We start from the raw sequence: 13,482 nt of genomic DNA, 5'->3' as shown, positions 1-13,482 counted from the left end.
ACAGTTGCCCTGCATATTTCAATCACCGTGATCGCGGTATCAGTCGATCAGCATCTTGGAAAGGTTGTTCTGCGCTTCTTCCGGCAGCTCAACAGCTTTGCGTGACGACAGGTCCATCATAAGTGCCACCACGTCCAGGGTTGCTGCCAGACGGTTGGTCCTGCTTTCAAACAGGTGATGCCGCATTGTAAAAAACTTTGAATTGACCCCGGTGAAGCCGGTTACCACGATTACGGTGTCTCCGGTCTTGAGTGGGGTCGACCAGGTCAGCTTCATTTCGACTGCCACCCGTCCATACCCGTTTTCCGTCAGGTATTCATGTGTCATCGGCGTGCGTTGCCAGACATGAGGAACACCGTCTGTGCAGCAGGACAGCGCATATTGATCGTCAGCTTTGCTGTCGACACCGATATCGCGCGGCAACACGGTACCTCGATAACAGATTTCAGCACCTTTTGCCTGCAGTCCGGAGGGAGTTGCCCGAAGCGCCGCCGGTCCGGTCTGGATACCTCTTGGCGCAGCTTCCTTGATCATCGGCGTCTGAAAGTCCTTGAACCTCTGGCGCAGCGTCTTCGCTGAATTCGCGTTTGGTTCATAGCCGTCCAGTGCCGTCGCGGCGAGTGCTCCGCTCGCGCCGTCACGCATCTCGTGCACGACGGTCAACATGTGCGGGCCGTCGAATGCAATGCTGGATTGAATTGTGATCAGGTCGCCCGTGCGCAGCTCCTTGTGGTAGCGCACGTGACGAACTCTGCGTGCGCCGACAAGCGTTTCGCTCAGGCCGGACAGCAGGCGGAATTGACGGTCAGCTTCTTCAAATCGGCTAAAGTAAAACTGAACATTCAGATGGTCATTTTCGTCGCATTCCCAGCGATTCACAAATGAAAAAAGGGTCTCTTGAATTGTCATCCTATAAATTCGTGCGCTCAGTGATTTTATTTAATCTGTACAAAGTCGTTGATGTACATTTGTTGCAGCCTTTTAGTGAATATATCAATAAGAAATGTAATCTGTGGAAAATTAGATCGAATGATCAGGTTGCTGTGTTAGTGGCAAAAAAATCAACTGCGGAAGTTTCGGGTTAAATCTGAAGTTGTGAGATTCCGCCCATTTGTTCTCATTGTCAGTACTTGAACACCGGATATCATTTCAGGGGTGTTCCGGACCTTGAAGCGGAGCCAGCGGACAAAAGAGCTCGTCTTGGTCAAAAGCATGGTTTGACTTGAATGTAATCCATGATGCAAACATACTTCAAAACAAGCCGCCAAACGGGGTGAGGAGCCGGAAACCAGATAACCTTGATGCGCAAGTGGCAGCAGCGCTCGGTTTAGCTGGTCGTGAAGCGGATGGGGCCGTTCAGGGAGGTAATGCAACGTGTCGGCGACAACGTATCGGTTTATCATCGCGGATGATCATCCCTTGTTCCGTGGTGCTTTGCGCCAAACACTTGAGACACAGTATCCAAACGCCGTAATCGAAGAAGCCGGCGCCCTGGAAGATGTAACTGCACGTCTGGAGCAGGACGGCGACGTTGATTTGATTCTGCTGGATCTGACCATGCCGGGAATGCGCGGGTTTTCCGGTCTCATGTATTTGCGGGCGCAGTATTCAGGTGTTCCTGTGGTTGTCGTCTCGGCAAACGAGGATCCGCAGGCCATTCGCCGCGCGGTGGAATTCGGGGCTTCTGGTTTCATTCCGAAGTCACACGGCATTGACGTGATCCGGCAGGCGATCTCTGAAGTGATGTCCGGAAACATGTGGACACCGCCGGATGTTGATCTGAAGGCGGACGACGGCAGTGGCGACCTTGTTCAGCGCCTGGCTACTTTGACACCACAGCAGGTGCGCGTGTTGATGATGCTGTCCGAAGGACTGCTCAACAAGCAGATCGCTTATGAATTGTCGGTTTCCGAGGCAACCGTGAAAGCTCACGTTTCCGCCATTCTCCAAAAGCTTGGTGTTGAAAGCCGCACACAGGCCGTCATTGCAGCTTCCAAGATCGAGGCAGGGCAATGGCAACTGGGTGGCGATGCAGCCGAAAATGCCGAGTTGCACTAAGGTGCGTCTCAGCGTCTGATTGATTCAATCTTGAGAACTTACAGGCTTGCAGGATGAGCCCGGGTGGAATTTCCGCCTGGGTTTTTTCTGGTTGTGCCAGGCGAATGACGGCCGGATAAGTTTTGTTAAGGTAAATCGAAATTAGTTCTAATTTTTTGAAAAATCTCGAAGAATTCGGACAGTTTCCGTCGCGGACTTTACCGGAACTTCAAGGAATGCACGTATCCCTTTGTCTCACGGAGAGCTGTGCCGAGCACAGTCGTGAGGAACCAAAGCGGAGAAGAAATGCGGCTCAACGCCAACTGGAAACTGGTCATCAGCACAATTTGCCGGGCGTTTGTTTCACCCAACGCCTGCGCGACGATTCCTGCTGAAAACACCGGGCCGGAGCAACACGGCCAGGTGGACAACGACCAGAATCGGGCGCTGCTACTTGCATTCGGTTATCCGGTTGTTGAAGAGTTTCTTGCCCGCCGGGTTCGCGCCGCGCAGATCGCCAGCATCGCTCGCCTGACACCCGTTATCATTCTCGCAAATGTCGTCAACGCGTTAGTCGTGACACTGGTTTTCCTGAAATTCGTTCCGGTTTCCTACGTGACGGTCTGGCTCATCGCCCTTGGCGGTCTGATGAGCTTTACGATTGCCAAATGGATTTCCGCGAGACGGGATCCGATTGAAACGGCGTCGCGCCGAGCCTTGGATAAAGCGGTTCGGCATGCAACTGTATTGAGCTTGTTGTGGGCTGTGGTGCCTGTTACAGCCTTTGCCAGCGGCGATCCGAACGGTATCTGGATTTCTTCGTGCATTACGACCGGAATGATCTGTGGCGGCGGCTTTGCCATGGCGACGGTTCCGCAGGCTGCCTTCAGGTGGGTGACGATCCTCTATGCAGCATCGGTCATTTCACTTCTTATCGATCAAAGCGCTTCCATGTGGCCGCTACTCTTCCTGCTGACGAGCTATTCAATTGTCGTCGTCGGTAGCGTCACTGTCACGGGGTGGTTGTTTGCCTCGCACTTCCTCGCGGAAGCCGAACTGAAGCAGCGAGGCGAATTGATCGCTTTGCTCATGAACGAGTTCGAGGAAAAAGCGAGCGACTGGATCTGGGAAACGGACAGTGCCGGCAACTTCCGCAACATCTCCGAAAGATTTCTCCACGCGAGTGGCAGGACCCGTTCTGAACTTGAAGCAATGCGAATGGTTGATCTGGCCTATTCGCTGAACAATACCGATGCCCGTGAAGTGGTGCGTACCCTTCAGCGCGAAATCAGCCTGCAGAAGTCCTTCCGCGAGGTAGTGATCGGTGTTTCCGTCAGTGGCGAAGACCGGTGGTGGTCGCTTGCTGCCCGACCGGTCTATGACGACCACGGATCGTTTACCGGTTATCGCGGCGTCGCTTCGGACGTGACCGAAGCACGCCGTGCAAACGCGCTTATCGCGCATCTTGCCGAGCATGATTCCCTGACAGGCATCGGCAACCGAAGCTGGTTTTTGAAACAGGCGGAGTTGCTGCGGTCCGAGCAATTCAGGTCAAAGCAGAACACGTTGACCCTGTTCCTGATCGACCTCGACAACTTCAAGGTCGTGAATGACACGAGTGGACATCCGGCGGGAGACGAATTGCTGAAGCAGGTTGCCAACCGGTTTACCGCAATTGGAGAAGGCAGGATCAGTCTGGCGCGCTTCGGCGGTGATGAGTTTGCCGCTCTGGGCCACTTCGTAAGCGATCAGGCGGCAGGTGCCTTTGCGCAGGAACTGGTCAATATTACCCGGAAACCCTTCAGGATCAGCGATCGGGATTTTGCAATTGGAGCGACTGTGGGCTTCACGCGTTTCCTGGACCGGACCGATACTGTCGATGACCTGATGCGTAAGGCGGACATTGCCCTATACAAGGCCAAGGAAAGCGGTCGAGGCCGGGCCCTGGCCTTTGAAAGCGAAATGGAACGGGAGGTCAGGGAGCGCCGCGAACTGGAGTCCGATCTACGCGAAGCATTCGAATACGGAAAGCTCAGTGTCGAGTTCCAGCCCATCGTTGACACTCGTTCCGGGAAAGTCGTTTCCAGCGAGGTTCTGGTGCGCTGGTACCATCCGACGCGAGGAGAGGTGCCTCCCAATACGTTTATTCCGATTGCGGAGCAGGCCGGGCTTATCCTTCCGCTGGGAAGTTGGGTGCTGAAACGCGCGTGTTCGGCCGCGGCGCAGTGCCCGGATCTGGAAAGCGTTGCGATGAACCTGTCGCCGGTCCAGTTCATGGATCCAAATCTGGTCGAAAGCGTCTCATCCGTTCTGGAAGAAACTGGTTTCCCTGCCGAGCGACTGGTGCTCGAGATCACCGAATCTGTCTTTCTCCGCGATCTGGGTTCGGCATCCGAAAAACTTCAGAAGCTGCGCGATCTTGGTATCAAGATCTCACTCGACGACTTTGGTACCGGCTATTCTTCACTGTCCTATCTGCGCCAGTACAAGTTCGACAAGATTAAGATCGACAAGTCGTTCGTCGACGAAATCGGAGATCGCAGTGATGGTCTGGCGATCATTTCCGCGGTGATTGCGCTTGCGCATAATCTTGGCCTCGAGGTCACTGCCGAGGGCGTTGAACGGCAATTCCAGGTGGATGCGCTGAAAGCTCTTGGATGCGACACGCTACAGGGTTATTTCTTCGGCAGACCGGATGCCAATCCTGCAAACATTACACGCATCGACAACACGGATTGGCAGGTAGAAGGCTCGAACCAGCAGAGCGACGAACCGTTTTCAGCCAGATCCGCATCCTGACCGCGCAAGCTTGAGGGCTGCTATTCGGCGGCTTGTCCTGCCTGACAACGGGTCAGGTGCGCCCTGAGGGCTGCCGGCTTAACCGGTTTGTTGAAGAAGGTGATGTCCTTGTCTCCGGCCTCGGTGCGTACCGCCCGGCTTCTGTCTGCGGTAATTAGGATTGCAGGAATGTGGCTGCCGAATTTCCATCTGAGCTTCACGATGGCGTCGATTCCGGTGCCGTTATCCAGGTGATAGTCGGCAAGAATGACATCCGGTGTGATGCCAGCCTTGTTCAGGAGGGAAGCTGCCTCCACATCGTCGGACGCGGTAAACACGTTGCAGTTCCAGTTTGAGAGCAGATGTCTCATTCCGCTCAGGATGTCCGGTTCGTTGTCGATCGCCACGACGCAAAGTCCATCCAGCTGACCAGCCGGCGACGGGGTTTGCTGCACGGGTGTGAGATCAGGCATCGCCGCTGAACGAGGCAACTCGACCGAGAAACACGAACCACGGTTCGCTTCGGATCTGAGTTCCACCGGATGCTTGAGCACGTGGCTGATGCGTTCGACAATCGATAGTCCGAGTCCGAGACCCTTGGCGACACGCATTCCGTCATCGAGCCGGTGAAACTCCTGGAAAATCGCTTTCTGCTTGCTTTTGGGAATGCCCATTCCAGTGTCGTAGACTTCCACCAGGACCCGGTTGCCACGCCTGCGGCATCCGACCAGAACTTTGCCCTTCTGGGTGTATTTCAATGCGTTGGAAACGAGGTTCTGCAACAACCGGCGCAGCAGGCGTCGGTCTGTGCGCACCGATACAGATGTCGGCACGATCTTGAGTTCCAGTCCCTTTTCCTGCGCCACAGGCTGAAAATCGAGCGCCAGTCCGCGAAGCAATTCATCCAGACGGAATACGCTTGGCTCAGGTTTCAGGGCGCCGGTATCAAGTCGCGAAATATCGAGCACAGCGCCGAGAATGTCTTCCACCGACTCCAGCGCTGATTCAACATTACGAACCAGTTCGCCGTCATTGCCAGCCTTGAGACGATCCACCAGAACCGAGGCGTAGAGCCGGGCGGCATTCAACGGCTGCAGGATGTCATGACCTGCCGCGGCCAGGAAGCGTGTCTTGCCGATGTTGGCTTCTTCCGCGGCTCTGGTTGCTTCCACAAGGCGTTCATTGACGTGGGTGAGTTCTTCGGTTCTCTCGCGAACCCGACGTTCCAGCGTTTCGTTGGCTCTTGCCAGCGCTTCTTCCGCCATTACCCGCTCGGTAATGTCCGTGTAAGTCGTCACGATGCCGCCGTCGGGCATCGGGCTGATGCGAACCTCGAATACGGTTCCGGTCGATTCCAGCTTTTCCTGGAACGTTTCCTGGATCAGTACCAGCCGTTCGATCCGGTCGGCGACAATCGCCTCCACCGGTCCCGGGCCATGTTCTCCACGCTCGGCGTTAAAGCGCAGGATAGCGTCCAGCGTCGTGCCGACCTGGCCGTATTCGGCCGGCAATCCGAGCAGGTCTCGGAATTGGCGATTCCAGCAGATCAATCGAAGATCCCGGTCAAACACACCGATTCCCTGCCGGACCTGGTTCAGCGCTGTTTGCAGCAGGTCCCGGTTGTACTGGATGGCAATTGAAGCATCATCGAGAAGTTTGACAGCGCCTTTTGTCGACGGATCGTGACGCTTCAGCATCAGTGTCAGCACGAGGCGCGAGGAAGCGGCACCGATAGCGCTTGCCAGAAGCTGCTCGGAAAACCGCAGCAGACTGGCATCCGCCAGCGTATTGGGATCAAGCGGTATGCCGCGTTCGTTGGCGAATCTCTGAAACGAGCGCTCTGTGCGTTCTTCTCCGAGATACCGTGCGACGGTCGCCTGCAGGTCACCCGAGGTGACGGAGGTCCGCCAGTAACGAAGACTTGGCGTTGGGGAAAATGCCGCCGGAACGAACACATTTGCCTGGAGCGTTTCCGCAGGCAACGGTTTGCGAATGAAGGAGGCGCCGACGAAGAGGAGGATGTTGACCAACAGACTCCAGAGCGTGCCGTGAATGAACGGGTCAATCTCAAGTCCAAGCAATGCCTGGGGTTTCAGGGCACCTATGCCGAAAGGACCGGTTGCCAGAAAACCGTCGGAAATGAGACCGGACTGGGCGAAGGTTGGCAGCAGGAGCGTGTAGCCCCACAGAATAAAGCCGCCGCTGAGACCGGCGATTGCTCCGAGCGACGTTGCCCGCCGCCAGAACAGAGCTCCGACGAACGCCGGCGCGAACTGGGCAATTGCGGCGAAGGACAGCAATCCGATGGAAACCAGCGCGGCCGTGTCACCGGCGGCGCGGTAATAGGCATAGGCGAGCAGTAGGATGGCAAAGATCGCCAGACGCCGGATCAGCAGGAGCTGACGGCTCATGTCGCGTCCGCTGGTATCGACGAGTTCATCTTCGCTATGGCGCCGCAACAGCAGCGGAACCACAATGTCGTTGGAAATCATGATGGCCAGGGCGACCGTTGCAACGATTACCATTGCCGTTGCCGCGGAAAGTCCGCCGATAAAGGCAAAAAGCGCGAGCCAGTTCTGTCCTGCATCCAGCGGCAAGGCGAGCACGAAAGTGTCCGGATTGATGTCCTGGCCGAAACGCAACGACCCGGCCGCGGCAATCGGAATGACGAACAGATTGATCAGGACGAGGTAGAGCGGAAACATCCACGTCGCCCGGCGCAGTTCCTCGTCTGAATTGTTCTCCGTCACGGTAACGTGGAACTGGCGTGGCAACAGCAGGACGGCGAAGGCTGAAAGAACAGAAAGGACAAGCCAGTTGCTGATATTGACCGGCTGCTCGAAAATCTCGGCAACCTCCGGCGCTTCCGAAATGGCTCGAACGAGATCGAAGGGACCGTTGAAAAGCCAGTAGGTCACCCAGATGCCGACCGCCAGAAATGCGATCAGCTTGACGATGGCTTCGGCGGCGATGGCCAGCATCAAGCCTTCCTGGTGCTCGGTCGCATCAATATGCCGGGTACCGAAGGCCCAGCTGAAGATTGCCATACCCAACGCGATCAGCAGTGTCAGGTCGTCAAAGACCGGCATGAAGACGTCGCCGGGTGAGATAACCGGCCCGACCATGGTCGTGACCGACAGCGAGACCGCCTTGAGCTGGAGGGCGATATAGGGAATGACACCGATCACCGCGATCAGGGTGGCCAGGGCTGCAACAGTCTGGCTCTTGCCGTATCGGGCACCGATGAAATCGGCAATCGACGTGATGCTTTCGGTCTTGGATATCTGAATGATGCGGCGAAGGAGTGGGTATCCCAGAGCAAAGACGAGAAGCGGACCTATATAGATCGTCAGGAATTCGGCTCCGTTGCGGCTGGCATTGCCAACGGACCCGAAGAAAGTCCATGACGTGCAATAAACGGACAGCGAAAGCGCATAGATAAACGGTCGCCCACCCGAGCGGGACGAACGTTTCCTGGTCATGCGATCGCCGTAGCTGGCGATGGCAAACAGGAACAGGATGTAGGCCGTCGCGGCCAATATCACGAACCATCCGTGCAGCATGGTCTGGCTTACCGTCCTCCCGATCGGTTTGGGCGCCTCGTCCTGCAGATCTTGCTCGAGGGTCCAGACAGAACCCCTTGCGCTGCTTTCCCAAATCCGATCACAGCTCAGTCTTGCTGTCTATTCGTCTTGCGAACAAGGCACATGAGAGCGGATTTCTGTGTTTTAGGCAATTGATTGCCATTGATCACAGATCGTGAAGTTACCTTCACATCCTTTCATAAAACATTGGGATACAAACCAAGTAAGGTGCCGCAAACAATGATTGGGGGATAGGCCTAGTGACAAGCTTGATCGACCGTTTGAGTCCGGAAGGACGAAATGCTCCGGAAAGCGGGATCGTCGAAGTGTTCAACGCCGGTTGGGGGCGCGATGACCTGATTCCGCTCTGGGCCGGGGAAGGGGATCTCCCGACACCTGAATTCATCTGCCGGTCGGCGAAGCAATCACTGGATAGGGGCGAAACCTTCTACACCTATCAGCGCGGCATCCCGCAATTGCGCGAAGCATTGGCCGATTATCACAAGGACCTCTACGGAAAGGATTTTTCGCCGGAGCGGTTCTACGTCACCGGCTCAGGTATGCAGTCGATCCAGCTTGCGGTCCAGGCTGTCGCCGGCGCCGGCAAGGAGGTCATCGTACCTTCACCGGCCTGGCCGAATATCACCGCGGCGGTTGAGGTCCATGGTGCACGAGCTGTTCCGGTGGCCATGAGAGAGGAAGATAATGGTTGGCAGCTGCATCTGGATGATATCGAAGCTACCATCACGCCCGACACAACGGCCATTTTTCTGAATTCCCCTTGCAACCCGACCGGCTGGGTTGCGAATCTGGATCTCCTGAAGGAAGTTCTGAATCTTGCCCGGAGACACAAGCTCTGGATCATTGCCGACGAAATCTATGCGCTGTTCTATTACGGAGAGGGAAGCCGCGCACCGTCTTTCTATGACATTGCGGAGGAACACGATCAGATCATCTTCGTGAATTCCATGTCCAAGAACTGGGCGATGACAGGCTGGCGAATCGGCTGGATCTCGGCTCCTCCTGTTCTTGGACAGGTTTTCGAGAACCTTATCCAGTATTCCACTTCCGGCGTTCCGTCGTTCTCTCAATGGGGAGCGGTTGCAGCGTTGCGGCAAGGGCGGGAGTTTCTGGAGGCGCAAGTTGCCCGTGCGCGTGCGGGGCGGGACTGCCTTCTCAAGGGATTTCAGGACATTGATCGCGTCAGGGTTCTGCCTCCTGAAGGGGCATTTTACCTGTTCTTTTCGATAGATGGCGTAACCGACACGCGTCAGTTCGCTCTTGATCTGGTGCGCCAGACCGGGGTCGGTCTGGCGCCGGGGACTGCCTTTGGTATGGGCGGTGAAAACTACCTGCGGCTTTGCTATGCCCGACGCCAGGATCACCTGGAAGAAGCAGTGCGGCGAATTAGCGCTTGGCTTCCAGCGATTTAGCCGTTTGACGGGTTGCTGGCCTACGGGAAAACCCCTAAACCATAAATGGACGTGATTTCCATATGGGTACAGGGATGACGCGAGACAGCGTTCTAGACCACGATGAGGAGACTGCAGCAGTATCGGAAGCCCGCCTTGCGAGCGTTTTCGACACCGCGGCCGACGGCATTATTGTCACCAATGATCGTGGGCAGATCCTGGCCTTCAACAAGGCTTGCGAACATCTGTTTGGATTTGAGGCCTCTGACCTGCTAGGCCAGAATGTCAGCTGGATCATGCCGGACAGCCATGCCCGGCAGCATGATCGCTATGTCCGCAACTACCTTGAAACCGGTGAGAGGAAAATCATCGGAATTGGCCGCGAGGTACAGGCGCGCCACAAGGATGGCACGGTTTTCCCGATCGAACTTTCAATCGGTGAAGCAGCAACGCCTTACGGGCGCCAGTTCATCGGTATTCTGAGGGATCTGCGTTCCCGCAAGCAAATCGAGGATAGGCTGGCAAAGACACAGGCGCAGCTTCTCCATATGACGCGTATCAGTGCGCTGGATGAGATGGGGGCCGCGATTGCCCACGAACTCAACCAGCCATTGACCGCAACGCTGCTTTACCTGCAGACCGTTTCCCGCAAGGCCAAGGCTGAAAGCTCGCTGGATCCCATGATTCTCGATGTGATCGACAAGGCGGTGCGTGAAGCGGAACGGGCTGGCGAAATCATCCAGCGCATGCGGCAACTGGTTGAGAAGAAAGCACCGGAACGCCAGAAGATTGATGTTCCGGAATTGGTCAGGACCTGTCTGGAGATGGCGGAGCTTGGAAACGGTGATGCGAAGTCCTGCTTCAAGGCAGAGGTCGCCGAAGAACTTCCGCCTCTGTTTGCGGATCCTGTGCAGATCCGGCAAATCCTGATCAATCTTCTGCGCAATGCGCGAGAAGCCGTCGCAGATCAGACCGGAGGGACCGTCACGCTGTCGGTTCTCCATGGCGAAGACGGACTGGAGTTCAGGGTCCGCGACAATGGCCCGGGCGTACCAAAGGAACTCGTGGAAGGTCTCTTCCGCGCCTTTACCGGTGCCAAACACAAGGGTGTGGGTTTGGGGCTGGCGATTTCACGATCGATTGCACAAAACCACGGTGGTGATTTAAGACTGGAATCAGCGCCGGATGGCGGCGGCGCTTCGTTTTTGCTGACGCTACCTGTCAACCCGGCAGAAGATATCACTGTGAGGCCGAAAGAGCCTGTCGCTGAATAAGAAGTAAGGAAAAGATAGAGATGAAATCTGACGCGGAGGCCATTTACATCGTTGATGATGACCCTGCGGTGCGCGACGCGTTGTCCGTGTTGTTTAACATGGAAGGATACGTGGTCGAGACCTTTTCTGACGGCGATACCTTTATCCAGTTTGCAGAGAAGGCCGTGCCGGCCTGTGTCATGCTGGACGTGCACATGCCGGGTCGTTCCGGGATTGAAATCCTGAAGGCGCTGAATGCGGAAAACTATCCGGCTCCGATCTTTATCATCTCCGGTCAGGGAGATATTCCGATGGCCGTAGAGGCCATCCGAAACGGCGCGTTTGATTTCATCGAAAAACCTTTCTCTGCCGAAACCGTGCTGGAACGTGTTCAGGACGGTATCAACGCCATGAAAAAGCGTGAGGAAGAACAAGCCACTCCGTCATTCCAGGGAGCGGATGCGCTTACCCGCCGCGAGCTCGAAGTTCTGAAGGAAATCACCGATGGCGCTTCCAACAAGGAAGCTGGCCGCACACTGGGGATTAGCCCCAGGACAGTTGAAGTTCACCGGGCGAGAATCATGGAAAAGCTCGGTGCGCGTAATGCAGCGGACCTGGTGCGGATTGTATTAGGGCACCCGCAATAGGGAAAACAGCCCGGATTTTCATGATAATCCTGCCGCTGCTCATCCGCGGCAGGAGCCAATAATCTCAAGACCTCGTATTTCTGCGTACATGCGTCAGCCGGAATGTGACGTATGTATGTACCCAGGTGCTGCAACATCGCCTGCAGCTGAGGACGAAGTCACGTGGATGTTCATATTGTGGAAGATGATGCAGCGGTTGCAGACGCACTATGCGTTGCACTGTCTGACCTGAATCATCGTCCAAGAGTATATCCGGATGGGGAAACCTTTCTCGCACAAGCGAGCCTTTCGGCTTGCCACTGCGTGATTGTTGACCTCGGTTTGCCCGGAATGAGCGGTTCCGAATTGGTCAATATGCTCGGTGAACAAGCGAATCCACCCAAGATAATCGCAATTTCCGGAAAGCCACGAGTGAAACTCCTGCGGCATATGCAAGCTGTTCCTGGTCTCACCGTTCTCAGGAAACCGCTTTCCATCGACATGCTCACCGCTGCAATCGAGCAGGCTCGCCCCATCTGAAACGCAACCGGTGCCATTTGAAGGGCCAGTGCCCTGCTTCCGTATGCTACCAAAGTCGTGCGTCCTTTCATCTCATATGTAGTTCCTCTTACGCAGTCGACCGAATTCCTTCAGTGCATTCCGTTGGTTAGATTGCACCCCGCAACTTGCAGAGCGTCGGACGGGGCGCTTGGCAACAGCGTGTGTCGGTCAGGTTTTACAGGGCAGCGTAAAGCTCGGGTCCACTGAACAACAGGCGCTGCGTTTGCGGTTACAGGCCGTGCAAATCTGCACGAAGGAGGGACGTATGGCATATCTCGAAGCAGGCACCCCGACACACGGTATGGGCGCAGGACATAATCGAGCGCCAATCTGTGTGACCGGAAAATCTTCATTTTCCGAGTTCGGTGCGAAGGCCGCTCAGTATGAGACCCATGCTGTGATCTATTACGAGGGCGATCCCACCAAGCGACTTTATGAGTTGGTAAGCGGTTCCGTGATGCTCTACAAGCTTCTCCCGGATGGCCGCCGCCAGGTTGTTGAAGTTCTGCGTCCCGGTGACATTTTCGGTCTTGCCGGTAGCGACGAACATGACTGCACTGCAGAGACGTTGACGGAAACCGAAGTGCACGAAATCGACCTGCGACAGGTTGAGCGCTCCGTCGATCTGCAGCGTACCTTGACCCGGTGCCTCACCAATCAGATGCAAACCCTTCACGAACATGCGGTTCTGCTTGGCCGCAAGTCGGCAGTCGAGCGCGTCGCCAGCTTCCTTATGCATCTTGTTCCGAACCGGGGTGGGCTTGGATGCGTTGGCCCCAGCGATGAAGAAAACGATGTCTGTGATCTGAAACTTCATATGACCCGTCAGGAAATCGCAGACTATCTGGGTCTGACGATCGAAACCGTCAGCAGGGTTGTGTCGGACCTGAAGCGGCGTGGCGTGATCCGGGTCGACAAGGCGGACAAGATCCACTTGAACCGGGTCTGCTCCCTCTGCCAGATGACCGGCATGCACTGATCCCGTCCAAAACGGAAATGAAAAGTTGGCTGCGGATTTCCGCAGCCTTTTTGTTTGTGCTGGACCGGATAGCCTGAGGTTCGGAGAGCCGGATTACGTTCTTGCTGGGCAGCGCTAGGGATCGTTGACAGTCTTTTTTGCCGGCGCTCGAATGCCGAGCATCGCATTCAGGCGAGACTATTTGCAAAATCGAGAATGTCGCAGGGGTACACACTCTTCGGTTGTCACTTGCGCGCAGACCTTCATGGCTTG

The 13,482-nt window shown here is 55.8% G+C and carries 9 protein-coding genes; 7 read left to right on the top strand and 2 right to left on the bottom strand.

The window, feature by feature from the left end:
- Positions 1 to 39: 39 nt before the first annotated feature.
- On the bottom strand, positions 40 to 909 hold the full coding sequence (locus tag ABLQ08_RS04455) for an acyl-CoA thioesterase (protein WP_352939912.1): 870 nt from the start codon (positions 907 to 909) through the stop codon (positions 40 to 42).
- A gap of 465 nt (positions 910 to 1,374) precedes the next feature.
- Between ABLQ08_RS04455 and ABLQ08_RS04450 the strand changes: the two genes are divergently transcribed.
- The gene (locus ABLQ08_RS04450) at positions 1,375 to 2,058 is read left to right on the top strand and encodes a response regulator transcription factor (protein ID WP_352939911.1); all 684 of its coding nucleotides are present in this window, start codon (positions 1,375 to 1,377) and stop codon (positions 2,056 to 2,058) included.
- 285 nt (positions 2,059 to 2,343) lie between these two features.
- Entirely contained in the window at positions 2,344 to 4,836 is a 2,493-nt protein-coding gene (locus ABLQ08_RS04445) for a putative bifunctional diguanylate cyclase/phosphodiesterase (RefSeq protein ID WP_352939910.1), read from the top strand.
- A 20-nt stretch (positions 4,837 to 4,856) separates the two neighbouring features.
- On the opposite strand, the gene ABLQ08_RS04440 is transcribed toward ABLQ08_RS04445, so the two are convergent.
- Entirely contained in the window at positions 4,857 to 8,378 is a 3,522-nt protein-coding gene (locus ABLQ08_RS04440; protein WP_352939909.1) for a PAS domain-containing hybrid sensor histidine kinase/response regulator, read from the bottom strand.
- Between the two features lie 281 nt (positions 8,379 to 8,659).
- Here ABLQ08_RS04440 and ABLQ08_RS04435 point away from each other — a divergent pair, with 281 nt between their 5' ends.
- The 5 genes from ABLQ08_RS04435 to ABLQ08_RS04415 all read left to right on the top strand — a co-directional run bounded on the left by ABLQ08_RS04435 (position 8,660) and on the right by ABLQ08_RS04415 (position 13,230).
- Positions 8,660 to 9,832, top strand: a complete 1,173-nt coding sequence (locus ABLQ08_RS04435; RefSeq protein WP_352939908.1) for a pyridoxal phosphate-dependent aminotransferase — start codon at positions 8,660 to 8,662, stop codon at positions 9,830 to 9,832.
- Positions 9,833 to 9,906: 74 nt separating this feature from the next.
- Positions 9,907 to 11,085 carry a two-component system sensor histidine kinase NtrB gene (locus ABLQ08_RS04430; protein WP_352939907.1) on the top strand — a complete coding sequence of 393 codons (1,179 nt, stop codon included), beginning with the start codon at positions 9,907 to 9,909 and terminating at the stop codon, positions 11,083 to 11,085.
- Positions 11,086 to 11,105: 20 nt separating this feature from the next.
- Complete coding sequence (locus ABLQ08_RS04425; RefSeq protein WP_352939906.1) at positions 11,106 to 11,711, top strand: response regulator transcription factor; 606 nt, start codon at positions 11,106 to 11,108, stop codon at positions 11,709 to 11,711.
- A gap of 162 nt (positions 11,712 to 11,873) precedes the next feature.
- Entirely contained in the window at positions 11,874 to 12,230 is a 357-nt protein-coding gene (locus ABLQ08_RS04420) for a response regulator (RefSeq protein WP_352939905.1), read from the top strand.
- A 286-nt stretch (positions 12,231 to 12,516) separates the two neighbouring features.
- Positions 12,517 to 13,230: a cyclic nucleotide-binding domain-containing protein gene (locus ABLQ08_RS04415; protein WP_352939904.1), complete on the top strand. Its 714-nt coding sequence runs from the start codon at positions 12,517 to 12,519 to the stop codon at positions 13,228 to 13,230.
- Positions 13,231 to 13,482: the final 252 nt, after the last annotated feature.

This window comes from Roseibium sp. SCP14, from assembly GCF_040329475.1.
In the GTDB taxonomy this organism is placed as follows: Bacteria; Pseudomonadota; Alphaproteobacteria; order Rhizobiales; family Stappiaceae; genus Roseibium.
Note: the sequence above shows the minus strand (reverse complement) of the source record. Positions and strands in the feature narration are given on the sequence as shown.

Excerpts from the sequence above, each read along its gene's own strand:
- ABLQ08_RS04440 (WP_352939909.1), bottom strand. The coding sequence starts at position 8,378 with ATGCTGCACGGATGGTTCGTGATATTGGCCGCGACGGCCTACATCCTG.
- ABLQ08_RS04415 (WP_352939904.1), top strand. The coding sequence starts at position 12,517 with ATGGCATATCTCGAAGCAGGCACCCCGACACACGGTATGGGCGCAGGA.
- ABLQ08_RS04455 (WP_352939912.1), bottom strand. The coding sequence starts at position 909 with ATGACAATTCAAGAGACCCTTTTTTCATTTGTGAATCGCTGGGAATGC.
- ABLQ08_RS04445 (WP_352939910.1), top strand. The coding sequence starts at position 2,344 with ATGCGGCTCAACGCCAACTGGAAACTGGTCATCAGCACAATTTGCCGG.
- ABLQ08_RS04430 (WP_352939907.1), top strand. The coding sequence starts at position 9,907 with ATGACGCGAGACAGCGTTCTAGACCACGATGAGGAGACTGCAGCAGTA.
- ABLQ08_RS04425 (WP_352939906.1), top strand. The coding sequence starts at position 11,106 with ATGAAATCTGACGCGGAGGCCATTTACATCGTTGATGATGACCCTGCG.